The sequence below is a fragment of the Bacillus sp. FSL K6-6038 genome (assembly GCF_038050455.1).
Classification (GTDB): Bacteria; Bacillota; Bacilli; order Bacillales; family Bacillaceae_G; genus Bacillus_A; species Bacillus_A pseudomycoides.
This window is the reverse complement of the sequence record NZ_JBBOUH010000001.1, coordinates 4,307,286-4,331,843: the sequence shown is the minus strand read 5'-3', so window position 1 is coordinate 4,331,843 and position 24,558 is coordinate 4,307,286. Positions and strand designations below refer to the sequence as shown.

Sequence of the window (24,558 nt, the reverse complement as noted above, 5' to 3'; positions counted from 1 at the left end):
GCCCTTCTATTGCTAGGGCTCTTTCCTAGGGGGATATAAATGTTTGATTTACAACAAGTTCCATTTAGTCGGTACGGTTCTTTTTTAGTTATTTCTTTAAACTATGATAACGGATTATTGATTCGAAACATTCGCGGTGGTGACGACGATTTTGGTGAAGTGTTTAAAATAGAGGTATTAAATCGGAAAGGAGAGGTTTTACCATGTGAAACAAAGATGTCGCCATCTTTACTAACGCTCCAAACTGTAGAAGGTGATGTGAAGATTTGTTTCTCCCATTCTGATACAATTCGTTTTTATTCGGATCGATTGCAGCTACGTTTTATTGGGATTACAAGTTCGTATGATTACTGTATTCCAAGTGCACAAGGTGGGTGGGAAATTAATAGCTTTTCAAAAGAAATGAGATTTCATTTATCTGCTATAGAAGGGGTTATGCATATGGATGCCCCGTTTGAAGAACTTCGTTGTAAACATATTATTGTTGATATTTATGCGCAAGATGAAGAATCAGGGATTGATGTGGAACTAACGGAATACAAAACAGTATTGCAGAAGCCGAAGGAGACGAAGACATTCGCGGAGGCGGTGGATGCTGCTGAAGTGGATTTTGTAAATTGGTTACGTCATACATTGGCTGTCCCGAAAGACTTATTGAAAGGAAGAGAGTTAGCGGCTTATATTACATGGTCTTGTATGGTAGAAGCGGAAGGGTATTTACCGAGAAAAGCGATGTATATGTCAAAAAACTGGATGACAAATATATGGAGTTGGGATCATTGTTTTAATGCGATGGCATTAGCGATGCATCAGCCGACAGTGGCGTGGGATCAATTTATGATTTTCTTTGATAAGCAAGATGAGTGCGGTGTATTACCGGATTATATTAACGATAAAAGTGGGCTATGGAATTGCTGTAAACCACCTATTCATGGGTGGACGCTGAAATGGATGATGGAACATACAGATTTTATAACAGAAGAGCATTTACAAGAAGTGTATGAACCGTTATGCAAATGGACGGATTGGTGGTTTACATATCGAGATGATGATGGGGATGGGGTTCCTCAATATAATCATGGGAATGATAGCGGTTGGGATAATAGTACGATTTTTCACCGTGGTGCCCCTATTGAGAGTCCGGACTTAAGCTCATTTCTTATTTTACAAATGGAGGTATTATCGGAGGTCGCAGAGAAGCTTGGATTTGAAGAAGAAGCAAAGCGATGGGAATCGCGAGCAAATACAACGCTCAATCGTATGATTCAACATTGTTGGAGAGAAAAGCGTTTTATTGCCCCGCAATCTGGGAATCATTCATATGAAGTATCAGATAGTCTTGTGTTATATATTCCTCTCATTTTAGGAAAAAGGTTACCTGAAGAAATCATTGAAAGCTTACTTGTAGAATTGAAAAAAGAAAATCACTTTTTGACAAAGTATGGTTTTGCAACAGAGAGTATAAGGAGTCCATATTATCGTGATGATGGATATTGGCGCGGGCCAATTTGGGCACCGACAACATTTATTATGACTGAGGCTTTACAAGCAGTTGGCAAAAATGAATTTGCAAAGGATATTGCTGTTCGTTTTTGTAGGATGGCAAATAAAAGTGGGATGGCTGAAAATTTTCATGCACAAACCGGGCAAGGATTGCGTGATTTAGCGTTTACATGGACTTCTAGTGTGTTTCTTATTTTAGCAAATAAGTATTTGTTAACACAAAAAGAAAGTATGCTCTATCAAAAAGTGACAAGATGAAAGAAAGGCACCGATTGGGCACCGGTGCCTTTTTAGTAAGAACGTGGCATAAGCAACAAACAAACAAGATAGACTAAAAAACCTGTTCCGAAGCATAGAATCGCAATAACCCAAAGTATGCGAATCATACTAACGCTTATATCAAAATATTCTCCTAAACCACCGCATACACCAAATAAAACTTTATCAGTTTCAGATCTACGTAACTTTTTTTCCATTATAAACCCCTCTCCTTTTTAATCACCATTTTGTTTCTTTTATGTATTGGTGATTCTTTATACTTTTATCTTACATGGAAAAGAATATGTAAACTATCGAATTATATTACATTTTTCTGAAAGAAGATTACAGTTTTGTAAGGCAGTTGTACACATAAAAGAAAGGAGAGGATAGCCTCCTTTCTTTTACGTATATATTGCTTTTATTTTCGGAAACGGTAAGGAACTGTTGTGACTATAACATTTTTCTTATATAGAAGATAGACACGTAGTAATACACTCGATTGGTTGTGTAAAAAGTTATGCCAGTTCTTTTTTGTAATAAATTGCGGAATTAAAACGGTAACGAAACGATTCTTTTCTTGCGCCTTATGCTGAATAATTGTAATTAATTTTGCGATAGGACGCATTAAGCTTCGGTAAGATGAGATAAAGGTAACGAGACGAATATTCGGTTGCCATTCTTTCCATTTTTCCTGCATACGTAGTTCGCTTTCTTTATCAAAAGCTACATACACAGCGATAACTTGATCGCTAATTGTTTCTGCGTAATTGATGGATTGTTCGACTACTTTTGTAATACCAGCGACGGGAACAATTACGACGTTACCAGTTACTTTTTCAGGAATTTCATTAAAATTGATGCGCAACTGTTCTCCTACTGCAACATAGTGATTGTGGATGCGATGAAAGATGAAAACAATGATAGGTAAAAAGATAAGAATGGACCATACTTGCGCAAATTTTGTAATAAAAAAAATGAGAAGCACAGTTAATGAAATAAGAGCGCCTAATAAGTTTGTTAGTAACTTAGGCATCCATCCTTTTGGCTTTTCTCGTAACCATTTTATAATCATACCTGTTTGTGACAATGTAAAAGGAATGAATACCCCGACAGCATACAACGGGATTAATTGCTCGGTTTTACCTTGGAATGCAACGATTAAAAGCATAGAACTAATACCTAACGTAATGATTCCATTTGAATACCCTAAGCGATCTCCACGCATTAAATACATACGCGGCATATATTTATCTGATGCTAAATTAAATGCTAAAAGTGGAAATGCTGAAAAACCTGTGTTTGCAGCTAGTACTAAAATAAGCGCAGTTGTTCCTTGAATAAAGTAGTATACAAAATTCCTTCCAAATATATTTGAAGCAATTTGGGACACGACAGTGTCATTATGTTTCGGAGCAATTCCATACCAATAGGCTAAAAATGTAATACCCGTAAATAAAATAGCAAGAATCGTTCCCATGATAACTAATGTTTTTGCAGCATTTTTTGCAGCCGGTTCTTTAAAATTTGGAATTGCATTGGAAATTGCCTCTACCCCTGTTAAAGCGGAACAACCAGATGAAAAAGCCTTCAACAAGAAGAAGAGTGTAATGCCAGGCACGACTGTTCCAATCGGTGTATGTAAATGAGCGGGAGCTTGCCCAGAAAAAATTTTAAAAACACCAGCAATAATTAAAATAACAAGTGCAAAGGCAAAGAGATAGACAGGATAAGCTAGAATCGATGCTGACTCCGTTACGCCTCTTAGATTCAAAATTGTAATAAATAAAACAAGTATGACCGCGATTGGAACGGTGTATGTGTGCAAAGCCGGAAAAGCAGATGTAATAGCATCGGTTCCAGCTGAAACACTTACAGCTACAGTAAGGATATAATCAACAAGTAATGATCCTCCTGCAATAAGCCCAGCATTTGTGCCTAAGTTTGTTTTGGAAACAACATAAGCACCTCCGCCATGCGGATAAGAAAAAATAATTTGTCGGTATGATAAAATGAGCGCTGTCAATAAGATTAAAACGCCAATTGCAATCGGGATGGAATACCAAAAAGCAATCGCTCCAAATGCAGCTAATACAATTAAAATTTGTTCTGTTCCGTAAGCGACAGAAGAAAGGGCGTCAGAAGAAAGGATCGCGAGTGCCTTTAGTTTATTTAATTTTTGTTCCCCGAGTGCTGTTGACTTAAGTGGTCTACCGATTAAAAATCGTTTGAAGGCCGAAAACATAATGACACCACCAATACATAAAATTTTGCGTGCAAAGCGGATTGGTATGAACACATACATCCCTGTTTGGTAGTATTGGCTGTTTATTGACGAATCTTTCTGAAAAGAAAGAGGTAATAAATGGAGTTTGGGGATTTTCGCGCTTAGTATTTAATAATTTTTTTGATGAATAGCGATTATTGTTTGAAAAAGATTTTTTGGAAGTTCTTACATATATATAAATCATAAATAACGTGCCGAAATTAGCCCATTTTCATTCACCACCTGCACATTTTGTTCATACAATATCTTGACTAAATAAACACCCAACTTACACATATACAGCTCTGGCTTAAGCAAGGAGGGTTATACCAGTTGAAGGAAAAAGCATATCAATCTAAACCGTTACTCACAAAGAGAGAGAGAGAAGTCTTTGAATTATTGGTTCAAGATAAAACGACGAAAGAAATTGCAAGTGAACTATTTATTAGTGAAAAAACTGTACGCAACCACATATCAAATGCAATGCAAAAGCTAGGGGTTAAAGGACGTTCGCAAGCGGTTGTTGAGCTTCTTCGTATGGGGGAACTCGAATTATAATAGGTGAAGCCGACTTTTTATAAAAGGTCGGCTATTTTTCTGTCTTGCAAATTGCGAAGAAAAGGAGCAAAATAAAAAAGTCCTGGTCTATACAGGTACATATTTGGAAATCTATTAACAGGTATATTTTGGATCTGTAAAGATCTAAAGTATGTAAGATATAATGATATGCAAAAAAATAAGATGATGAATGAGAAAACGGGTGATTATGTTGAATAGAGCAATTGGTGTCATTGATTCGGGAGTAGGGGGATTAACGGTAGCGAAAGAGTTAATTCGTCAGCTGCCAAAAGAGCGTATTATATATTTAGGAGATACAGCACGTTGTCCTTATGGCCCGCGTTCTCGCGAGGAAGTGCGTCAATTCACATGGGAAATGACAGAGTATTTATTAGCACTTGATATTAAAATGCTAGTTATTGCTTGTAATACTGCAACTGCGGTCGTACTTGAAGAGATGCAAAAACAATTGAAAATTCCAGTAGTGGGTGTGATTCATCCTGGTTCGCGTACAGCTTTAAAAGTGACGAATACGTACCATGTTGGTATTATTGGAACAATTGGAACGGTGAAAAGTGGTGCGTATGAAGATGCGTTAAAGTCCATTAATAACCGCGTTATGGTAGAAAGCTTAGCGTGTCCGCCATTTGTTGAACTTGTTGAAAGTGGAAACTTTGAGAGTGAGATGGCGTATGAGGTTGTTAGAGAAACGTTGCAACCACTGAAAAATACTGAAATTGATACGCTGATTTTAGGATGTACACATTATCCGATTCTAGGCCCAGTTATTAAGCGGGTAATGGGAGATAAGGTGCAGTTAATTAGTTCTGGAGATGAAACAGCTCGTGAAGTAAGTACGATACTATATCATAGTAAAATGTTAAATGAAGGGGAAGAACAAAGCGACCATCTTTTCTTAACCACAGGAAAAATAGATTTATTCAAAGAAATTGCTTCTAAATGGTTTGGACAGCCGATTGAAAATGTAAAACATATTAATTTGTAAACAAGTTAATAATAGATTTGTATAAAAAACTTCTGAGAAATCAGGAGTTTTTTTGTTTAGTAAATTGTAAGATAAGTTGTTATTGCTTGTTCTAAAATGATAAAGAGCTCGTATACATATAGTACAAACTTAGATTTTAGGGGGAAATGGTATGCCTAAATCCACTTTTAAATGGCTTGTTTGTGTTACAGTAAGCGCAGTTTTATTATCAGGATGCGGTTTGTTAAATCAGGAGAAAGAAACGGAACAAATTGATCCACCGAAAAAAGTTACGTATACAGATGGTGAGAAGAAAGAGACTGCTACAAAAGAAAAACAAGGGCAAACGAAGAAATATGATTTATACCTCGTTGATAAAAATGGTTATGTTGTACCGCAAACATTTGATTTACCTGCGCCCAAAGGGAATGCAGTTGTGAAGCAAACATTGGAATATCTTGTGAAGGATGGTCCTGTAACAAATATGTTGCCAAATGGATTTCAAGCGGTTCTTCCAGCGAATACAACGCTGTCAGTTGATGTGAAAAAAGATGGGACAGCAGTTGTTGATTTCTCAAAGGAAATAAAAAATTATAAAAAAGAAGAAGAGCGTCAAATCGTGGAATCTGTAGCATGGACATTGACGCAATTTAAAGAAATTAAGCAAGTCAAATTTCAGATGAACGGTAAAAATTTAGAAACGATGCCGGTTGCTGGTACACCGATTGGTGAAGGGGTTAGCCGTGCGGATGGAATTAACTTTGATGATGAGCAAGTGGCGGATGTAACGAATACGAAGCCGGTTACACTTTATTTCCTAGCGCGAAATAATAAAAAACAGTACTATGTGCCAGTAACACGCCGCGTGGCAGAAGGAAAGGAACATGAAGTAGCAACGGTTGTGAATGAGCTTGTTAAAGGACCGTCGGGTTCAGCTTTACTTAATGATTTTAATCCAGATGTAAAGCTCGTTAGTGAACCGAAAGTGCAAGATGGAAAGGTTACATTGAATTTCAATGAAAATATATATGTGAACAAAGGAAAAAGTATGATTTCAAATTATGTACTGCAATCACTCGTTCTATCTTTAACGGAAAAACAAGGTGTGAAAAATGTTTCTGTTGAAGTAAATGGAAAAGCAAATCTTGTTAACGAGAAGGGTGAGAAATTAACAAAACCTGTTGATCGTCCGCAAAACGTGAATACAGGTAGTTTTTAATCGTAAATAATTTGATATACTTATGTAGGAAAGGGGAATTTCTTTTTGAGTTCCCCTTCTTCTGTTGATATACATAATCATAAATTTAAAACGGGCTATACTAACAAGTAGCAGTTACTAGGTAGGGGGTTATTTTATGCGAGTAGATGGTAGACAAGCGGCAGAACTGCGCAATATACATCTTCATACAAATTATTTAAAACATCCAGAAGGGTCTGTACTAATTGAAGTTGGAGATACAAAGGTTATTTGTTCGGCAACGATTGAAGAACGTGTGCCACCATTTATGAGAGGCGAAGGAAAAGGGTGGGTAACAGCTGAATACGCCATGATTCCACGCGCAACAGAACAACGTACAATTCGTGAGTCCAGTAAAGGGAAAGTAACTGGTCGTACAATGGAAATTCAACGTTTAATTGGACGAGCATTACGTGCGGTTGTTGATTTGGAAGCACTTGGGGAAAGAACGGTTTGGATTGATTGTGATGTAATCCAGGCAGATGGAGGAACACGAACAGCGTCTATTACGGGTGCTTATGTCGCGATGGTGTTAGCATTTGAAAAGTTATTACAAGCAGAAAAAGTATCTAAAATTCCAGTAAAAGATTATTTAGCTGCAACATCCGTTGGAATTGTTGAAGACCAAGGTGTAGTTTTAGATCTAAACTATGCAGAAGATTCTCAAGCTGATGTTGATATGAACGTTATTATGACGGGGAAAGGCCATTTTGTTGAAGTGCAAGGAACTGGAGAAGAAGCAACATTTAGCCGTGCGGAGTTAAATGAATTACTTGATGCAGCTGAAAATGGGATTTTACAACTCATTGAAAAACAAAAAGAAGCATTAGGTGACATCGTATCTCATATAGAGTAGAGGTGGGAAATATGAAACATGTTGTTGTAGCAACGAAAAATATGGGGAAAGTACGTGAATTTGCCGAGCTATTTGAGAGATTTGACTTAGAAGTAAAATCTCTTCATGACTTCCCTAATATTGAAGAAGTCGAGGAAACTGGTGAAACATTTGAAGAAAATGCACTTTTGAAAGCGGACAGTTTATGTAAACAGTTAAATTCAATTGTTATTGCGGATGATTCAGGGCTAATTGTTGATGCGTTGAATGGAAATCCTGGTGTGCGCTCTGCTCGCTATGCTGGTGAGCAAAAAGATGATCAGGCAAATATCGATAAAGTTTTAACAGGATTAGATGGCGTTTCGATGGAAAAGCGTACAGCGCGTTTTTATTGTGCGTTAGCGGTTGCTTTTCCAGAAGAAAATAAAGAGGCGGTTATTGTAAATGGAACGTGCGAAGGGAAAATTCTAGAGCAACGTCGTGGTGAAAATGGCTTCGGATATGATCCAATCTTTTATGTAGAAGAATACAAACGAGCGATGGCAGAGTTAACTTCAGATGAGAAAAATGAAATCAGTCACCGCGGGCGTGCTCTTCGTAAGTTGGAAGAAAAGATTTCAGCGTGGTTTTTAGAAGAAGAATAAGGGAGAGAGACCGATGAGAGCTTTAATTGTAAGCGATAGTCACGGTTCTACGAAAGAATTACAGCAATTAAAAGATACATATGAGGGAAATGTAGATGTTATGATTCATTGCGGTGATTCAGAACTAACGCCAGATCATCCAGATTTACGAGGGTTCCAAGTAGTAAAAGGGAATTGCGATCTTTATAATGGTTTTGAAGAAGAAATCATTACTGATGTAGATGAAATGCGCTTTTTTGCTACACACGGTCATCGATACAATATTAAAATGACTTTGCAAACACTTTTATATCGTGCAAAAGAAGTGGGAGCGAATATTGTATGTTTTGGACATTCTCATATGTTGGGAGCGGAATTTATTGATGGTATTTTATTCATCAATCCAGGAAGCATTTTACTGCCACGTTCCCGTAAAGAAAAAACATTTACTTTGTTAGAAGTAAATGAAAAGGACATTGAAATTCGATTTGAAACATTAGCTGGAAAAGTTGTCGCACATAAAACTTTTCAAAGAGGATAAGAAAAATTATCCTCTTTGAAAAAAGGTGTTGACTTTATCTGCGTGTGCAAATATAATAAACCTTGTCGATAAGATATCAGATGGAAATGAAAATAAAATATGCGGGTGTAGTTTAGTGGTAAAACAAGAGCCTTCCAAGCTCTGGTCGAGAGTTCGATTCTCTTCACCCGCTCCATGTCCCAGTAGCTCAGCAGGATAGAGCAACGGCCTTCTAAGCCGTCGGTCGGGAGTTCGAATCTCTCCTGGGACGCTAAAAAAACCTTGTTATCTTTTGATGACAAGGTTTTTTGTTTATTCAAAAATTAATCGTTAATAAATTTTTCAAAAACAAACCCATAATCTTTCACGTTATATTGCTTCTTCGTATCCACAAGCCAATTAAACGCAATTTGATTCATTTCTTTAAATTGCTCTGCTAAATTAACTTGTGCATTTGTAATACGACTAAATGTGTTAGAAGCCATATCTAAACTTTTATGAGCATATTGTAATGTAATATCATTTTCGTATGAAATTTCCTCAATTTTGAGAAGAGCTTTATATAAGTCTTTTAATTCCTCGATATGTTTTTTATGAACGTCAATTGAGTAATATTCATCTCCCATATGGAATTTAATTTCTACATCTAAATCGATTGTACCAGCAGTTTCTAACGCTACATTTTTAATTTGATGTTTGCTGTAGCTGAAGCGGCGTAATGTACGTTTTTTACTTGCTGCACTCGTACCATCTAAGTGAATTAACCCTTTGTTTGTAAAACAATATTCATCTGATTTTGATTTGATTAGAAAATAAATTTTTTCTCCATCTTCATGCATCACATAATCATCAGCATCCACTTTATCATAATCTTTCGGTGTGATTACAGAACCTACATCGCTTAGCCCGAGAACATCAGCAGCTACTTTTTTGAACATATGGATCATCCCCTTTAATTTCTGGATTTTGAATTACATAAAAATATTTTAACATTTTTCAACAAGGGAATTAGGCTGTATTTAAAAATTTATAAGAAGGTGAAGGAGAGAAATATCCCGAATGTGATGTAATAAATAATTACAAAAGTGTTTCGTAAATCAATTAGTTTAAGAATAAATCCACCAAAGAAGTACTAAGAAAAGAATGTTAATTTTGCAGACGATTATAGAGAACTCCCGTAAAACCACTTTCAATTATGTTAGGTGGTTTTTTTCTTTTGAAATCTTACAATTCTGTAAGGTAAGTGTAAGAAAGTTCGATGGTAACAAAATGCCAGTTCTTTATAATTAAGGTAACGAAGATGACACGAGGAGGAAGAAAAACATGAAAGGATTAGTCGTAACGGCTTTAACAGTAGCTTTCGGGTTTGTTGCATATGAGAAATTAACAGATGTAATTGAGGTTGTAAAACATTTAGTAGCATAGAGAGAATTGTTATGAGAGGGAAAGGGTAAATGAATGGAATGGTTACTCGGAATTATAGGTGTTTGTAGTGTTATATTATTGTCATTTGTCCCTAGCGGAATACTGAGTCCTACTACAAGTTTATTTTTTATGTGTTTACTTGCCTGCATTATGCTTATTATTATGTTTTTGATGAAACGAAGTAAGCCAATCTTCTTTTTTAGCATGGTTGTTGTTACAATTATTGTTCTCCAAATGATTACTCTTTTCGTATATCCTACAATTATAAAAGCTGCCCATTAATGAGGAAATCCTCTGCGTTATTTGCTGAGGGTTTTTTATATGTATAAAGAGGATTTTCTGATATGATTTTTTCGTTTTAATTATAAAAGTCAAATATTTTCATATTTCAAATAAATGTATTTGGAATGTTGTTTTCTTAACAGCCATTTGTTATATTTACTTTGAAGATATTTAAAATCTAAAAAAAGAGGCGGACGTATGGATAAAAAAGAAAATACGGTCGTATTGTTTCCGCAGTTGTCAGAGCGTTATATTGATCAAGGGTTTATGGCGCTGCGGGAGCGGAAGTTCGAAGATGCATTGCGCTGTTTTGAAATATTACGCCAGTATAATGGAGAAACAGAGCAAACAGAATTAGCTTCAGTTATTTGTTTATTAGAATTAAAGCGAATGGAAGAATCAAAAGACCGATGTGAGAAGTTGCTTGAAACAGGAACAGTCTTGTTTGGGGATATTCTTGAAACATACGTGACTATTTTAGTTCAAACAAATGATTATGTAGGTGTAATTGAGACTGTTGAAGAGGTTTTGCAGAAGAAAGAATTGACTATAGAGCAAAGAGAAAAGTTAGCGCAGCTTGCCCAATTTGCGGAGAATATGCTAAATGGTGAGGAAACGACGCTAGTAGAATCAGATTTTGATCTGGAAGAATTTTCGAAAAAACTATTTGTAGAAAATTTTGGGCAGCAGCTACAGGTAATTCATGCTCTTTTAATTAAAAACCTCGAAAAAGCTTTGCCAGCTTTACGGAAATTTCTCGTTGATAGCACGCGACATCCATATTTAAAAACTTCTATTATATACAAAATGGTAGAGAAGCGTATGAAAGAAGAAATAGAAGTAGAGAAATTTGGCGAAAGAATAATGATTATTCCAGCTCATTTGGATCATAATGATGAGTACTCGAAGAAAGTTATACATATATTATCTAATCGTTTAGAAAGTGATAATCCAAATATGTTTGAGGCGATTATTACATATTGGAGAGAAATGCAAGCTAGTATTTTCCCGTTCCCATTACTAATAGATAAAGTAGAAGTATGGGCAGCGGTTTTAGAGCGAATCGGGAGAAAGCGTTTCGGATTGATCATCGATGAAGAGGAACTTATGGTGGCGTATAATATTACCGTTGAAGAGTTTCATATTGCCTATCAATGGTTTTTACGCGTGGAGAGAGAAGGGCATTTACCTGTATAATTATGAAAAAGAATCGTTCAGTTATTGAAACGAGAATATTCTATGTTATAATGTAAGGGTTGCAAAAGGCTGAATTATGCCTGCTTGTAAGAGGAGAGAAGTATAATTCTCTTACTTAATATGTTTCATATTATTCTCGAACAAAATATACCGTGTTTGTCTTATAGACAAATAATAGATTGAGAATCGCGTGTCTTAAGGCTTATTGCTAGAAGATTAGAAAGCTTAAATAAATTGGCTTTCATGCTTTTGTTGTTTCTAAAAAAGAAATAACGAAAATCTCAATCTGTAGAGGTATGTGCATACATTATTATAGTTGGAGGGAAAGAATAAATGGCTGCAAAATGGGAAAAATTAGAAGGTAACGTTGGCGTTTTAACAATCGAAGTTGATGCTAAAGAAGTAAACAACTCTATCGACGCTGCGTTCAAAAAAGTAGTAAAAACAATTAACGTACCTGGTTTCCGTAAAGGAAAAATGCCTCGTCCGTTATTCGAACAACGCTTTGGTATTGAATCTTTATACCAAGATGCTTTAGATATTATCTTACCAAAAGCATACGGTGAAGCAATCGATGAAACTGGTATCTTCCCAGTTGCTCATCCTGAAATCGACATCGAGAAGTTCGAGAAAAATGAAAACTTAATCTTCACTGCAAAAGTTACTGTAAAACCTGAAGTTAAATTAGGTGAATACAAAGGACTAGCAGTAGAAAAAGTTGAAACAACTGTAACTGACGAAGATGTAGAGAACGAATTACAATCTTTACAAGAGCGTCAAGCTGAACTAGTTGTTAAAGAAGAAGGTACTGCTGAAAACGGCGATACAGCTGTAATCGACTTTGAAGGTTTCGTTGATGGCGAAGCATTCGAAGGCGGAAAAGGCGAGAACTACTCTCTAGCAATCGGTTCTGGTACATTCATCCCAGGTTTTGAAGAGCAATTAATTGGTCTAAAAGCTGGCGAGTCAAAAGACGTTGAAGTATCATTCCCAGAAGAGTACCATGCAGAAGAACTTGCTGGTAAACCAGCAACATTTAAAGTAACAGTTCATGAAATTAAAGCAAAAGAACTTCCAGCTTTAGATGACGAGTTCGCTAAAGATGCAGACGAAGAAGTTGCAACTCTTGAAGAGTTAAAAGCAAAACTTCGTACAAACTTAGAAGAAGGCAAAAAGCACGAAGCTGAGCACAAAGTTCGTGACGAAGTAGTAGAAAAAGCTGCTGATAACGCTGAAATCGAAATTCCAGAAGCTATGATCGAAACTGAGTTAGATCGTATGATTCGTGAATTCGAACAACGCTTAAGCCAACAAGGTATGAACCTTGAGCTTTACTACCAATTCACAGGTACTGACGCTGACAAGCTAAAAGAACAAATGAAAGAAGATGCACAAAAACGTGTAAGAATCAACCTTGTTCTTGAAGCGATCATTGAAGCTGAAAACATCGAAGTTACTGAAGAAGAAGTAACTGCAGAAGTTGAAAAAATGGCTGCAATGTACAATATGCCAGTTGACGCTATCACACAAGCTCTTGGAAGCTTAGATGCTTTATCTGAAGACATTAAAGTTCGTAAAGCTGTAGACTTCTTAGTAGACAACAGCAAAGCTGCATAATAAAATAACAAGGCGCGATTTTGGATCGTGCCTTGTTTTATAAATATAGATATAAATATATTTATAAAACTTTTCGATGAAGAAGGAAATGATCCTTCTAAAGTCGAATATACATATTTCAAAAGTTTTAAAAATTTTTTATTTGTACATAACTAGTCATATTATTTGTATTTCTCGCCACGTAGTGACATAATATGTATTTACATACGATACATTTATCGTGTACATACGAAGGCAAGATATTAGCACTTTGTAAGGGGTGTGAAAATATGTTTAAATTTAATGATGAAAAAGGGCAATTAAAATGTTCTTTCTGTGGTAAAACACAAACGCAAGTCCGAAAGCTTGTTGCTGGTCCTGGTGTTTACATTTGTGATGAGTGCATTGAGCTTTGTACAGAGATTGTGCAAGAGGAGCTTGCGAAGGACGAAGAAGTAGAATTCAAAGATGTACCGAAACCGGTAGAAATTCGTGAAATCTTAGATGAGTATGTAATCGGACAAGATAATGCGAAGAAAGCATTAGCGGTAGCGGTATATAATCATTACAAACGCATCAATTCTAACAGCAAAATTGATGATGTAGAATTGGCGAAAAGTAATATCGCACTTATCGGGCCAACAGGTAGTGGTAAAACATTATTGGCACAAACATTAGCGCGTATTTTAAATGTTCCATTTGCAATCGCGGACGCAACATCTTTAACAGAAGCTGGATATGTAGGGGAAGATGTAGAAAACATCTTACTAAAACTTATTCAAGCAGCTGATTACGATGTAGAGAAAGCTGAAAAAGGAATCATTTATATTGATGAGATTGATAAAGTGGCGCGTAAGTCAGAAAATCCATCAATTACACGTGATGTATCTGGTGAGGGTGTACAGCAGGCCCTTCTGAAAATTTTAGAGGGTACTGTAGCAAGCGTTCCGCCTCAAGGTGGTCGTAAACATCCGCATCAAGAGTTTATTCAAATTGATACAACGAACATCTTATTCATTTGTGGTGGTGCGTTTGATGGCATTGAGCCAATTATTAAACGTCGCCTTGGTGAAAAAGTAATTGGATTTGGTTCAGAGAAGAAAAATGCTGATGTAAATGAAAAGCATGTTTTATCTCACGTATTACCAGAAGACCTTTTACGATTTGGTTTAATTCCAGAGTTTATTGGTCGTCTTCCAGTTATTGCGAACCTAGAACCACTTGATGAAGGTGCTCTTGTTGATATTTTAACAAAACCGAAAAATGCGCTTGTAAAACAGTTCCAAAAATTATTGGAGCTTGACGATGTTGAGTTGGAATTTGAAGAAGGAGCACTGATTGAAATTGCGAAAAAAGCAATTGAACGTAAAACAGGTGCTCGTGGACTTCGCTCTATTATTGAAGGCTTAATGCTAGATGTAATGTTCGAGCTTCCATCTCGTAAAGATATCGAGAAGTGTATTCTTTCAAAAGAAACAGTAGCGGACAATGCACCGCCAAAATTGGTGTTACAAGACGGTACTGTACTCGATACAAAAACATCTGCATAGTGTAAAAATGAAACAGCAATTTTTATAATTGCTGTTTCTTATTATGTTTAGCACTATTCCTCCCAGGAAATACTAAATGGTAAAACATAGCGGGAGGAAATGAATTATGAGCTGGACAAACATATTCTTACTTGTTCAACTTGTTTTTGGTGTAATTGTCGGATTGTATTTTTGGCATTTGCTCCGAAACCAGCGAACACAGAAAGTTTCAATTGATCGAGAATCGAAAAAAGAATTAGAACAACTTCGCAAAATGCGCGAGATTTCTTTGACAGAACCACTTGCCGAGAAGGTACGTCCTACATCTTTTTTAGATATTGTTGGCCAAGAGGACGGAATTAGATCATTAAAGGCAGCACTGTGTGGACCGAACCCGCAGCATGTCATTATATATGGACCTCCTGGGGTAGGGAAAACAGCGGCAGCACGTCTTGTGTTAGAAGAAGCGAAGAAAAATCAAAAATCACCATTTCGTATGAATGCAACATTTATTGAACTAGATGCAACAACTGCCCGCTTTGATGAGCGTGGCATTGCTGATCCTTTAATTGGCTCGGTACATGATCCGATTTATCAAGGTGCAGGTGCAATGGGGCAAGCAGGAATTCCACAACCGAAAAAAGGTGCCGTAACAGATGCACATGGTGGCATTTTATTTATTGATGAAATTGGTGAATTGCATCCAATCCAGATGAATAAGATGTTAAAAGTATTAGAAGATCGCAAAGTATTTTTGGAAAGTGCATACTACAGTGAAGAAAATTCAATGATTCCAACATACATACATGATATTTTTCAAAAAGGCTTACCAGCAGATTTCCGCTTAGTCGGAGCGACAACTCGTTCTCCAGATGAAATTCCTCCTGCTATTCGTTCGCGTTGTTTAGAAGTTTTCTTCCGTGAACTTGATACAGAAGAAATTCAAAAAGTAGCGAAGAATGCAGCTGAAAAAGTGAAAATGGAAATTGGAAAACAAGGTGTTGAAATGATCGGCATGTATGCAAGAAATGGAAGAGAAGCCATTAATCTTGTGCAAATTTCTGCAGGAATGGCGATTAATGAGGGACGTTCTTTTATTAAAGATGAGGATATTGAATGGGTTGTACATTCTAGTCAGCTTACTCCAAAATATGAAAAGCGTATTTATCCAATTCCGAAGATCGGTCTTGTAAACGGTCTTGCAGTATATGGACCGAATACAGGGGCGCTATTAGAAATTGAAGTAATGGCAATTCCAGCTGCGGAAAAAGGTACGATAAATGTTACAGGAATTGTGGAAGAAGAGAGTATTGGTAGTCAAACAAAATCGATTCGCCGTAAAAGTATGGCAAAAGGATCCGTTGATAATGTATTAACCGTGCTCCGCTCCCTAGACTTGTTACCAGAAGGATATGATATACATATTAATTTCCCAGGTGGTATTCCAATTGATGGTCCTTCAGCAGGCATTGCAATGGCAACAGGTGTATATTCAGCGCTTCACCAAGTGTATGTGAATAACGAAATAGCGATGACCGGAGAAATAAGCATTCATGGAGAAGTAAAACCAGTAGGCGGCGTATATGCAAAAGTAAAGGCAGCAAAAAAGGCAGGAGCGAAAAAGGTTATTATTCCTGCTGAAAACATGCAGCCATTTTTATATACGATAAAGGGTATCGAGATTATTCCCGTTCGAAAATTAAAAGAAGTTTTTGCGTTAACATTCGTCCAGGAAAAATTGCATCGTGAAATTGATGTGCATCGCGAGCTAGATGAAGGCGATGTACAATCGATGTAAATTAAATCGGGTTCTAAGAAGTGATTTCCTTTTAGGTAAATGGGAAATAGAACATGTAATATTTGCCAGACTTCGTTTAAGTTTGTATGCTTAAGCGAGGTCCCTTTTTCTTTTATCCCGCTATTCGTGGGCAATAAGCCCCTACTTCAAAGCTCAGAGAGAAGAGGAGGGAATAGGTAGGGCAACTTACCTGTAAAAGCCCGATTGGTGATGGTTAACTAAGGCCCCTACGGCTGGAAGTTTCACTTTATAGAGAAAGAAAAAGTAGGAGATTTGCAATTGCAAGGAATCTCTGCAATTGCATCCAAGTGTATTGTAATATAAAATAGTTGAACAGGAGTTTAATTTATTATGGAGGTGCTATGTCTAGTATGAATACGAACGAAAGAATTGTGCCCCTCCTACCATTAAGAGGCGTTCTCGTATATCCAACGATGGTTCTGCATCTTGATGTAGGACGTGATAAATCAATACAAGCACTAGAGCAGGCAGCAATGGATGAAAATATCATCTTTTTAGCGATGCAAAAAGAAATGAATATCGATGATCCAAAAGAAGATGACATATATAGTGTGGGTACAGTAGCGAAAGTAAAGCAGATGTTAAAACTGCCGAACGGTACGCTTCGTGTCCTTGTAGAAGGTTTACATAGAGCAGAAATTGTAGAATTTATTGAAGAAGAAAATGTAATACAGGTTTCTATTCAAACAGTAACAGAGGAAGAGGAAGGCGATTTAGAAGAAAAGGCTCTAATGCGCACGTTACTTGAACATTTCGAGCAATATATTAAAGTTTCGAAAAAAGTATCGAATGAAACGTTTGCGACAGTAGTAGATGTTGAAGAACCTGGCCGCCTAGCTGATTTGATTTCTTCTCATCTACCAATTAAAACAAAACAAAAGCAAGAAATTTTGGAGATTAGATCAGCGAAAGAAAGATTACATACGCTCATTTCCATTATTCAAGATGAACAGGAACTACTTAGTTTAGAAAAGAAAATTGGACAAAAGGTGAAACGTTCGATGGAACGTACGCAAAAAGAATATTTCTTGCGTGAACAAATGAAGGCGATTCAAACAGAACTTGGTGATAAAGAAGGTAAAGGCGGCGAAGTAGAGGAACTTCGCGAAAAAATCGAAGAGGCTGGAATGCCAGAAGAAACGAAGAAAGCTGCCCTAAAAGAATTAGATCGTTATGAAAAGTTGCCAGTAAGTTCTGCAGAGAGTGGTGTCATTCGCAATTATCTGGATTGGTTATTAGCACTTCCGTGGACAGAAGCGACAGAGGATATGATCGATTTAGCACATTCTGAAACGATTTTAAATAGAGATCATTATGGTCTTGAGAAAGTGAAAGAACGTGTACTGGAATATTTAGCTGTACAAAAGCTAACAAATTCTTTAAAAGGACCAATTCTTTGTCTAGTAGGCCCTCCGGGTGTTGGGAAAACATCTTTAGCTCGTTCGATTGCCACATCGTTAAATCGTAATTTTGTCCGTGTTTCCCTTGGTGGTGTTCGTGATGAATCTGAAATTCGTGGTCACCGTCGTACATATGTGGGAGCAATGCCAGGGCGTATTATTCAAGGGATGAAGAAGGCAAAAACAATCAACCCAGTCTTTTTATTAGATGAGATTGATAAGATGTCCAATGATTTCCGCGGCGATCCGTCTGCTGCATTATTAGAAGTATTAGACCCGGAGCAAAACCATAATTTTAGCGATCATTATATTGAAGAGCCGTACGACCTATCAAAAGTAATGTTTGTTGCAACTGCAAATACGCTTGCGAGCATTCCAGGTCCACTCCTTGATCGTATGGAAATTATTTCGATTGCTGGTTATACAGAGATTGAAAAGGTACATATTGCTCGTGAACATTTATTGCCGAAGCAATTAAAAGAACATGGCTTGCGAAAAGGGAATTTACAAATTCGTGATGAAGCCTTGCTTGAAATTATTCGCTACTATACGCGCGAGGCTGGTGTTCGAACGTTAGAACGTCAAATTGCAAAGATTTGTCGTAAAGCAGCAAAGATTATTGTAACAGAAGAGCGTAAACGTATTATTGTAACGGAAAAAAATATTACAGACCTACTTGGTAAACATATATTCCGTTATGGGCAAGCTGAAACGAAAGATCAAGTTGGAATGGCAACTGGTTTAGCGTATACAGCTGCTGGCGGTGATACACTCGCAATTGAAGTATCTGTATCACCAGGAAAAGGAAAATTAATTTTAACAGGGAAACTTGGGGATGTTATGAAAGAATCCGCACAAGCTGCATTTAGTTATATTCGCTCTCGTGCAGAAGAACTTCATATCGATTCAAATTTCCATGAAAAGAATGACATCCATATTCATGTTCCAGAAGGAGCAGTGCCAAAGGATGGTCCATCAGCTGGTATTACGATGGCAACGGCGCTTATTTCCGCATTGACAGGTGTACCTGTCAGTAAAGAAGTAGGGATGACAGGTGAAATTACCCTTCGTGGTCGTGTATTACCAATCGGTGGTTTAAAAGAAAAAACATTAAGTGCTCATCGCGCAGGCTTAACAAAAATTATTTTGCCAGCCGAAAATGAAAAGGATTTAGATGATATTCCAGAAAGCGTAAAAGAAAACCTTACGTTTGTGCTTGTGTCTCATTTAGACGAAGTATTGGAGCACGCATTAGTAGGAGTGAAACAATGAAAGTAACAAAAGCAGATATTGTCATTAGTGCTGTTAAACCAGAACAATATCCAGATGGTGACTTACCAGAAATTGCATTAGCAGGTCGTTCTAATGTTGGGAAGTCTTCCTTTATTAATAAAATTTTAAATCGTAAAAAGTTAGTACGTATTTCTTCTAAACCAGGAAAAACGCAGACACTCAACTTTTTCTTAATTAATGAAATGATGCATTTTGTCGATGTTCCAGGTTATGGATATGCGAAAGTATCGAAAACAGAGCGAGCGGCATGGGGCAGAATGATTGAAACCTATTTTACAACGCGTGAGCAATTAGATGCGGCTGTATTAGTAGTTGATCTACGTCACCCGCCGACAAACGATGATGTTATGATGTATGATTTCTTAAAGCATTATGAAATTCCAACAATCATCATTGCAACAAAAGCCGATAAAATTCCGAAAGGGAAATGGCAAAAGCATTTGAAGGTTGTGAAAGAAACGCTTGATATTGAACAAGGTGATGAAGTTGTTCTATTTTCATCGGAAACAGGGCTTGGAAAAGAAGAAGCGTGGAAAGCCATTCATAAGTTTACAAAAACAAAAAACGTGTGACGATTCGTCGCACGTTTTTTTGTTTACTTATAGTACGTTTAATGTAACCTCAATATTTCCTCTAGTCGCTTTTGAATATGGACATACGCCATGTGCAGCTTCTACAAGCTCTCGTGCTTCAGCATGAGAAACGCCAGCTACACGTACATCAAGTACAGCAGATAATCCAAAACCACCGTCCGTATCTTTCCCAATTGAAATATGAGCTGTCACTTCTGTACTTTCTACTTTTACACGTTTTGTACGAATAACAAGTTGTAATGCACTATCAAAGCATGCTGCATAACCAGCTGCAAATAATTGTTCTGGGTTCGTTGCTTCGCCGCCCATACCGCCTAATGCTTTTGGCATCTTCACATCAAGGTTTAGAATGCCGTCTTCTGAAACAACTTTCCCGTTTCTTCCACCTGTTGCAGTTACAGTTGCTGTGTATAATTTTTCCATCCTCATTCCCCTTTTCTATCATTTATTGGTTTCATGGTTTCAATTAATTTATTTAATTGAACTAATAATGATCGGTATTCTTGCTCTGTAATTCCTAAATTGGTAGCAATGGTTTTTGGCAATGAACATGCTTTTTCTTTTAAAGCGTGTCCTTGGTCTGTTAGTTCAATGCACACCTTGCGTTCATCTTCCTTAGAACGAACACGTTTAACTAATCCTAATGTTTCCATGCGTTTTAACATAGGGGTTAAAGTGCCGGAATCTAAAAATAGACGTTCACCAATTTCTTTTACAGTTAATCCATCTTGCTCCCAAAGTACTAATAATGTAATGTACTGTGGATACGTAATACCCATTTCTTCTAAATAAGGTCGATAAAAGCGTGTTACTTCCCTAGAGCAAGCATAAATAGAAAAGCAAAGCTGATTATCGAGATGCAAAGGATTATCTTTCATGAGCATCCCTCCTTTTTAATTGTGCGCAATTAAATTTTGTAAAATAAATATAACGAAAAAGAAATGAGATGTCAAATACATTGCAACGAAAAAATTTTGAGTAATGTGTCACATGAAAGAAGTTGTTACATTTTGGAACAATCATACATATTTTTCTGTATGATGAAAGAAGATAGAGAAAGAGAGTATTTCAATTCGTATGGAATAGTTTCCATCACTTGATTCTGATAGATTTTTTTGGTAACGTACAAATAGAGTTATTATTTTATAATGATTATAAAGTAAGGTATATATACATTTTGATTTTCTAACATATAAGTCGCTGTTATGAAGAACAAAAGGTGACATGTACTCGTTTTCTCTCTTTGTTTTAACTTGGCATGGGGCAGGGAGAGGATCTGACAGCTTCTATGCGTGGCTGGATGCTCTCTCCCACCTAAAGATTAGGTTTTATGTCGTTTTTTCAATTTGCATTTATATAGTCAGATGAGTAATGTATTTCCTGCTAGGTGTGAAAAGCAGAAAAAATAATTTGTTGATGTTCACACGATTGTCAGATTCATAACAGGAAAGTTGTATTATGATAGTAGATAAGGTGATAAAACGGTTGAAGGGGGACATGCTGCGTGCATATTCTTGTTGTTGGTGTAAATTATCGAACAGCCCCTGTAGAATTTCGTGAGAAACTAACATTTCAGGCAGCGGAGTTAGAGCAGGCAATGACAACGTTACAAAATCAAAAGAGCGTGTTAGAAAATGTCATTGTATCAACGTGTAACCGCACAGAAATCTATGCTGTCGTCGATCAATTACACACGGGACGATATTACATTAAGAAATTTTTAGCTGATTGGTTTCAGCTTGGTATAGAAGAGGTTTCACCATATTTGTCTATTTTTGAACAAGATGGTGCCGTGGAACATTTATTCCATGTAACGTGCGGATTAGATTCTATGGTAGTGGGTGAAACACAAATCTTAGGACAAATTCGAAATAGCTTCTTAGAGGCGCAAAAAGTGAAAGCAACAGGGACAATTTTTAATGAATTGTTCAAACAAGTCATTACGTTAGCAAAGCGTGCGCATTCAGAAACAACAATTGGTGAAAGTGCCATGTCTGTTAGCTATGCTGCTGTTGAACTTGGAAAGAAAATTTTCGGCGATTTAACAGACTGTCATGTTTTGATTCTTGGCGCTGGAAAGATGGGTGAACTTGCCCTGCAAAACTTATATGGAAGCGGAGCTCGTAAAGTGACCGTTATGAACCGTACGTTTACGAAAGCGGAAACAATGGCCGAGAAATATATGGGGCATGCAAAACCGTTAAGTGAATTGCAGTGTGCGCTTTTAGAAGCGGATATTTTAATTAGTTCAACTGGTGCTTCAGATTACGTGATTACGAAAGAAATGATGACAAGAGTGGAACGTATACGCTGTGGTCGTCCATTATTTATGGTAGATATTGCAGTGCCGCGTGATATTGATCCGACAATCGATGAGCTAGAAGGTTCTTTCTTGTACGATATTGATGATTTACAAGGTGTAGTAGAAGCCAATCGTGCTGAACGTTTGAAAGAGGCGGAAAAAATTCAGCTTATGATCGAAGAGGAAATCGTTATATTTAAAGCTTGGTTAAATACGCTTGGCGTTGTTCCTTTAATATCAGCTTTACGTGATAAAGCATTAGCGATTCAAAGTGATACGATGCAAAGTCTTGAACGAAAAATTCCAACGCTTAGTGATCGTGAAAGAAAAGTGATTAGTAAGCATACGAAAAGTATTATCAATCAACTGCTAAAGGATCCAATTTTAGTAGCGAAAGAGTTAGCGGCCGAAGAGGGAGCTACGGAAAAGCTCGCTTTATTTGCGAAAATTTTTGATTTAGAAGTGCAAGAAGCGGCCATGGAACATATTGAAGAACCAGAGCATAAACGAGTGTGGACAGCATCCGTTCCATCTTTATAACTGGAAGGATGATCGGATGGGTTTTTTAAATAATAGTATTATTTATCATATCGCAATTATTTTATATGCTTGTAGCATTAGTTTATATTTTATAGATTATTTCCAAAGTAACCGAAAGGCGAATCGAATTGCTTTTTGGTTACTTGCGATTGTATGGGTATTACAGTCTATTTTTATGTTACTTCGAGCTACGGAATCAGAGACGAATCCGATTTTGACATTATTGTCAGGGATTTATTTTTATGTGTGGCTATTAATTACAATGTCACTCGTAATCAATCGATTTATGCGCATTGACTTTTTAGTCTTTTTTACAAATGTCATTGCTTTTGGCGTAAGCGCTTTTTCTATTTTCACTCCGCTCGGAAAAATGTCGCCTGTACTCGCACATCAATTAGTTTCAGAGCTTGTATACGTGCATGTAGGAATGGCGATTATTTCCTATGCGGCGTTTACAGTATCGTTTATTTTTTCCATTATGTACTTGTTGCAATATCGATTATTAAAACAAAAAAAATGGAATGCAAGATTAAGAAGGTTAGGAAACTTACCGAAGCTTGAGTCGATGTCATATGGATTAAATTTATTTTCTGTTCCGTTTTTCCTATTAGCTATTTTGCTTGGATGTATATGGGGATATACAAAACTAGATAATTTCCATTGGTATGACACGAAAGTAATCGGGTCTTTTGTTGTTTTGTTTGTCTATTGCATGGGTCTATATTTACGAGGGTCAGATATATTGCAAGGTAAGAAAATTATAAACTGGAACATTGGAGCCTTTCTCGTTATGTTAATCAATATTTTTCTATTAAGCAGTTTATCCAACTTCCACTTTTGGTATTTATAATGAGGAGAGAACATTATGCGCAAAATTATTGTAGGTTCAAGAAAGAGTAAGCTAGCATTAACACAAACAAATTGGTTTATTGATCAATTAAAAGCGCTTGGTTTACCATATGAATTTGAAGTGAAAGAAATTGTTACAAAAGGTGATGTTATTTTAGATGTGACGCTTTCTAAAGTAGGTGGGAAAGGCTTGTTTGTAAAAGAAATTGAACACGCACTACTTATGAAAGAAATCGATATGGCTGTACATAGTATGAAGGATATGCCAGCTGTACTTCCAGATGGATTAACAATCGGGTGTATACCAAAGCGTGTCGATCCGCGTGATGCGTTCATCTCAAAAAACGGGGAATCATTTGAGGATTTAGCAGAAGGTGCAATTCTTGGTACGAGTAGTTTACGACGTAGTGCGCAGTTACTCGCTGCTAGACCAGATTTACAAGTGAAGTGGATTCGTGGAAATATTGATACGAGATTACGTAAATTAAAAGAAGAAGATTATGATGCAATCATTTTAGCAACGGCTGGATTGCAGAGAATGGGCTGGGATGATGATGTAATTACAGAACACTTAGATGAAACATTATGTGTACCAGCTGTAGGACAAGGTGCCTTAGCGATTGAATGTCGTGAGGATGATGCAGATCTATTGCAATTATTATCACATATGAATGATGCTGTAACAGAACGAACAGTAGCGGCTGAACGAGTATTCCTTCATAAACTTGAAGGTGGTTGCCAAGTACCGATCGCTGGTTATGCAACGCTTCAGAAGAATGATGAAATTGAATTAACAGCTCTTGTCGGTTCTATGGATGGTTCAGTCTTGTTAAAAGAAATTGTCACAGGTGTGAATCCAGAGCAAGTTGGCTTAGAGGCAGCGGATCGTTTAATTAAGCAAGGAGCAAAAGAGCTCATTCTTGCTGCGAATAAGGAGCAACATTAATC

22 protein-coding genes and 2 tRNA genes are annotated in these 24,558 nt (G+C 36.9%); 19 read left to right on the top strand and 5 right to left on the bottom strand.

Going from position 1 to position 24,558, the window contains the following annotated elements:
• The first annotated feature begins 39 nt into the window (after nt 1-39).
• Complete coding sequence (locus NSQ40_RS22800; protein ID WP_098715951.1) at nt 40-1,761, top strand: amylo-alpha-1,6-glucosidase; 1,722 nt, start codon at nt 40-42, stop codon at nt 1,759-1,761.
• Between the two features lie 32 nt (nt 1,762-1,793).
• On the opposite strand, the gene NSQ40_RS22795 is transcribed toward NSQ40_RS22800, so the two are convergent.
• Both NSQ40_RS22795 and NSQ40_RS22790 read right to left on the bottom strand, forming a co-directional pair.
• Entirely contained in the window at nt 1,794-1,979 is a 186-nt protein-coding gene (locus NSQ40_RS22795; RefSeq protein WP_003200751.1) for a PspC domain-containing protein, read from the bottom strand.
• Nucleotides 1,980-2,182: 203 nt separating this feature from the next.
• Nucleotides 2,183-4,006: an APC family permease gene (locus tag NSQ40_RS22790; RefSeq protein WP_018764402.1), complete on the bottom strand. Its 1,824-nt coding sequence runs from the start codon at nt 4,004-4,006 to the stop codon at nt 2,183-2,185.
• 354 nt (nt 4,007-4,360) lie between these two features.
• On the opposite strand from NSQ40_RS22790, the gene gerE reads away from it, so the two are divergent.
• The 8 genes from gerE (at nt 4,361) to NSQ40_RS22750 (ending at nt 9,056) form a co-directional block, all read left to right on the top strand.
• Nucleotides 4,361-4,585, top strand: coding sequence for a spore germination transcription factor GerE (gerE, locus tag NSQ40_RS22785; protein WP_000659494.1), 225 nt, complete (start codon nt 4,361-4,363; stop codon nt 4,583-4,585).
• 190 nt (nt 4,586-4,775) lie between these two features.
• Entirely contained in the window at nt 4,776-5,591 is an 816-nt protein-coding gene (racE, locus tag NSQ40_RS22780) for a glutamate racemase (RefSeq protein WP_003208646.1), read from the top strand.
• Between the two features lie 151 nt (nt 5,592-5,742).
• Nucleotides 5,743-6,789: a GerMN domain-containing protein gene (locus NSQ40_RS22775; protein WP_003200757.1), complete on the top strand. Its 1,047-nt coding sequence runs from the start codon at nt 5,743-5,745 to the stop codon at nt 6,787-6,789.
• Between the two features lie 136 nt (nt 6,790-6,925).
• On the top strand, nt 6,926-7,663 hold the full coding sequence (gene rph / locus NSQ40_RS22770) for a ribonuclease PH (protein ID WP_003200759.1): 738 nt from the start codon (nt 6,926-6,928) through the stop codon (nt 7,661-7,663).
• A gap of 11 nt (nt 7,664-7,674) precedes the next feature.
• The gene (locus NSQ40_RS22765; protein ID WP_018764401.1) at nt 7,675-8,286 is read left to right on the top strand and encodes an XTP/dITP diphosphatase; all 612 of its coding nucleotides are present in this window, start codon (nt 7,675-7,677) and stop codon (nt 8,284-8,286) included.
• 13 nt (nt 8,287-8,299) lie between these two features.
• On the top strand, nt 8,300-8,806 hold the full coding sequence (locus NSQ40_RS22760; protein WP_003200763.1) for a metallophosphoesterase: 507 nt from the start codon (nt 8,300-8,302) through the stop codon (nt 8,804-8,806).
• Between the two features lie 101 nt (nt 8,807-8,907).
• Nucleotides 8,908-8,981, top strand: a tRNA-Gly gene (locus NSQ40_RS22755).
• A 1-nt stretch (nt 8,982) separates the two neighbouring features.
• A tRNA-Arg gene (locus NSQ40_RS22750) sits at nt 8,983-9,056 on the top strand.
• Nucleotides 9,057-9,108: 52 nt separating this feature from the next.
• Here NSQ40_RS22750 and NSQ40_RS22745 read toward each other — a convergent pair.
• Entirely contained in the window at nt 9,109-9,723 is a 615-nt protein-coding gene (locus NSQ40_RS22745) for a PH domain-containing protein (RefSeq protein ID WP_003200781.1), read from the bottom strand.
• A 520-nt stretch (nt 9,724-10,243) separates the two neighbouring features.
• On the opposite strand from NSQ40_RS22745, the gene NSQ40_RS22740 reads away from it, so the two are divergent.
• From NSQ40_RS22740 to ysxC, 7 genes are all read left to right on the top strand, one after another.
• Nucleotides 10,244-10,492 (top strand): hypothetical protein, encoded by a 249-nt coding sequence (locus NSQ40_RS22740; RefSeq protein ID WP_018764400.1) that lies wholly within the window; start codon nt 10,244-10,246, stop codon nt 10,490-10,492.
• Nucleotides 10,493-10,690: 198 nt separating this feature from the next.
• Nucleotides 10,691-11,689, top strand: a complete 999-nt coding sequence (locus NSQ40_RS22735) for a hypothetical protein (protein ID WP_003208642.1) — start codon at nt 10,691-10,693, stop codon at nt 11,687-11,689.
• 333 nt (nt 11,690-12,022) lie between these two features.
• Nucleotides 12,023-13,306, top strand: coding sequence for a trigger factor (gene tig / locus NSQ40_RS22730; RefSeq protein WP_003200787.1), 1,284 nt, complete (start codon nt 12,023-12,025; stop codon nt 13,304-13,306).
• Between the two features lie 269 nt (nt 13,307-13,575).
• The gene (gene clpX / locus NSQ40_RS22725) at nt 13,576-14,835 is read left to right on the top strand and encodes an ATP-dependent protease ATP-binding subunit ClpX (RefSeq protein ID WP_018764399.1); all 1,260 of its coding nucleotides are present in this window, start codon (nt 13,576-13,578) and stop codon (nt 14,833-14,835) included.
• 106 nt (nt 14,836-14,941) lie between these two features.
• Nucleotides 14,942-16,612, top strand: a complete 1,671-nt coding sequence (gene lonB / locus NSQ40_RS22720) for an ATP-dependent protease LonB (RefSeq protein WP_003200791.1) — start codon at nt 14,942-14,944, stop codon at nt 16,610-16,612.
• Between the two features lie 362 nt (nt 16,613-16,974).
• Complete coding sequence (lon, locus tag NSQ40_RS22715; protein ID WP_003200793.1) at nt 16,975-19,305, top strand: endopeptidase La; 2,331 nt, start codon at nt 16,975-16,977, stop codon at nt 19,303-19,305.
• Nucleotides 19,302-19,898 carry a ribosome biogenesis GTP-binding protein YsxC gene (ysxC, locus tag NSQ40_RS22710; protein WP_018764396.1) on the top strand — a complete coding sequence of 199 codons (597 nt, stop codon included), beginning with the start codon at nt 19,302-19,304 and terminating at the stop codon, nt 19,896-19,898. The genes lon and ysxC overlap by 4 nt, the downstream gene beginning before the upstream one ends.
• A 27-nt stretch (nt 19,899-19,925) precedes the next feature.
• Here the strand turns inward: ysxC and NSQ40_RS22705 are convergent, their stop codons facing one another.
• Nucleotides 19,926-20,342, bottom strand: coding sequence for an organic hydroperoxide resistance protein (locus tag NSQ40_RS22705; RefSeq protein ID WP_003200800.1), 417 nt, complete (start codon nt 20,340-20,342; stop codon nt 19,926-19,928).
• A gap of 2 nt (nt 20,343-20,344) precedes the next feature.
• Nucleotides 20,345-20,797 carry a MarR family winged helix-turn-helix transcriptional regulator gene (locus NSQ40_RS22700; protein ID WP_003200802.1) on the bottom strand — a complete coding sequence of 151 codons (453 nt, stop codon included), beginning with the start codon at nt 20,795-20,797 and terminating at the stop codon, nt 20,345-20,347.
• 626 nt (nt 20,798-21,423) lie between these two features.
• Here NSQ40_RS22700 and hemA point away from each other — a divergent pair.
• The 3 genes from hemA to hemC are packed head-to-tail and all read left to right on the top strand — an operon-like array spanning nt 21,424 to nt 24,556.
• Nucleotides 21,424-22,761 carry a glutamyl-tRNA reductase gene (hemA, locus tag NSQ40_RS22695; protein ID WP_003200805.1) on the top strand — a complete coding sequence of 446 codons (1,338 nt, stop codon included), beginning with the start codon at nt 21,424-21,426 and terminating at the stop codon, nt 22,759-22,761.
• 16 nt (nt 22,762-22,777) lie between these two features.
• A complete protein-coding gene (locus NSQ40_RS22690; protein ID WP_003200806.1) occupies nt 22,778-23,611 on the top strand; it encodes a cytochrome c biogenesis protein in 834 nt (277 codons plus the stop codon).
• A 15-nt stretch (nt 23,612-23,626) separates the two neighbouring features.
• Nucleotides 23,627-24,556 (top strand): hydroxymethylbilane synthase, encoded by a 930-nt coding sequence (hemC, locus tag NSQ40_RS22685; protein WP_003200809.1) that lies wholly within the window; start codon nt 23,627-23,629, stop codon nt 24,554-24,556.
• Nucleotides 24,557-24,558: the final 2 nt, after the last annotated feature.

Bases quoted from the DNA above. Each gene is read 5' to 3' on its own strand.
- NSQ40_RS22800 (WP_098715951.1), top strand. From the start codon at position 40: ATGTTTGATTTACAACAAGTTCCATTTAGTCGGTACGGTTCTTTTTTA.
- NSQ40_RS22795 (WP_003200751.1), bottom strand. From the start codon at position 1,979: ATGGAAAAAAAGTTACGTAGATCTGAAACTGATAAAGTTTTATTTGGT.
- NSQ40_RS22790 (WP_018764402.1), bottom strand. From the start codon at position 4,006: ATGTTTTCGGCCTTCAAACGATTTTTAATCGGTAGACCACTTAAGTCA.
- racE (WP_003208646.1), top strand. From the start codon at position 4,776: ATGAGAAAACGGGTGATTATGTTGAATAGAGCAATTGGTGTCATTGAT.
- NSQ40_RS22775 (WP_003200757.1), top strand. From the start codon at position 5,743: ATGCCTAAATCCACTTTTAAATGGCTTGTTTGTGTTACAGTAAGCGCA.
- rph (WP_003200759.1), top strand. From the start codon at position 6,926: ATGCGAGTAGATGGTAGACAAGCGGCAGAACTGCGCAATATACATCTT.
- NSQ40_RS22765 (WP_018764401.1), top strand. From the start codon at position 7,675: ATGAAACATGTTGTTGTAGCAACGAAAAATATGGGGAAAGTACGTGAA.
- NSQ40_RS22760 (WP_003200763.1), top strand. From the start codon at position 8,300: ATGAGAGCTTTAATTGTAAGCGATAGTCACGGTTCTACGAAAGAATTA.
- NSQ40_RS22745 (WP_003200781.1), bottom strand. From the start codon at position 9,723: ATGTTCAAAAAAGTAGCTGCTGATGTTCTCGGGCTAAGCGATGTAGGT.
- NSQ40_RS22740 (WP_018764400.1), top strand. From the start codon at position 10,244: ATGGAATGGTTACTCGGAATTATAGGTGTTTGTAGTGTTATATTATTG.
- NSQ40_RS22735 (WP_003208642.1), top strand. From the start codon at position 10,691: ATGGATAAAAAAGAAAATACGGTCGTATTGTTTCCGCAGTTGTCAGAG.
- tig (WP_003200787.1), top strand. From the start codon at position 12,023: ATGGCTGCAAAATGGGAAAAATTAGAAGGTAACGTTGGCGTTTTAACA.
- clpX (WP_018764399.1), top strand. From the start codon at position 13,576: ATGTTTAAATTTAATGATGAAAAAGGGCAATTAAAATGTTCTTTCTGT.
- lonB (WP_003200791.1), top strand. From the start codon at position 14,942: ATGAGCTGGACAAACATATTCTTACTTGTTCAACTTGTTTTTGGTGTA.
- lon (WP_003200793.1), top strand. From the start codon at position 16,975: ATGTCTAGTATGAATACGAACGAAAGAATTGTGCCCCTCCTACCATTA.
- ysxC (WP_018764396.1), top strand. From the start codon at position 19,302: ATGAAAGTAACAAAAGCAGATATTGTCATTAGTGCTGTTAAACCAGAA.
- NSQ40_RS22705 (WP_003200800.1), bottom strand. From the start codon at position 20,342: ATGGAAAAATTATACACAGCAACTGTAACTGCAACAGGTGGAAGAAAC.
- NSQ40_RS22700 (WP_003200802.1), bottom strand. From the start codon at position 20,797: ATGAAAGATAATCCTTTGCATCTCGATAATCAGCTTTGCTTTTCTATT.
- NSQ40_RS22690 (WP_003200806.1), top strand. From the start codon at position 22,778: ATGGGTTTTTTAAATAATAGTATTATTTATCATATCGCAATTATTTTA.
- hemC (WP_003200809.1), top strand. From the start codon at position 23,627: ATGCGCAAAATTATTGTAGGTTCAAGAAAGAGTAAGCTAGCATTAACA.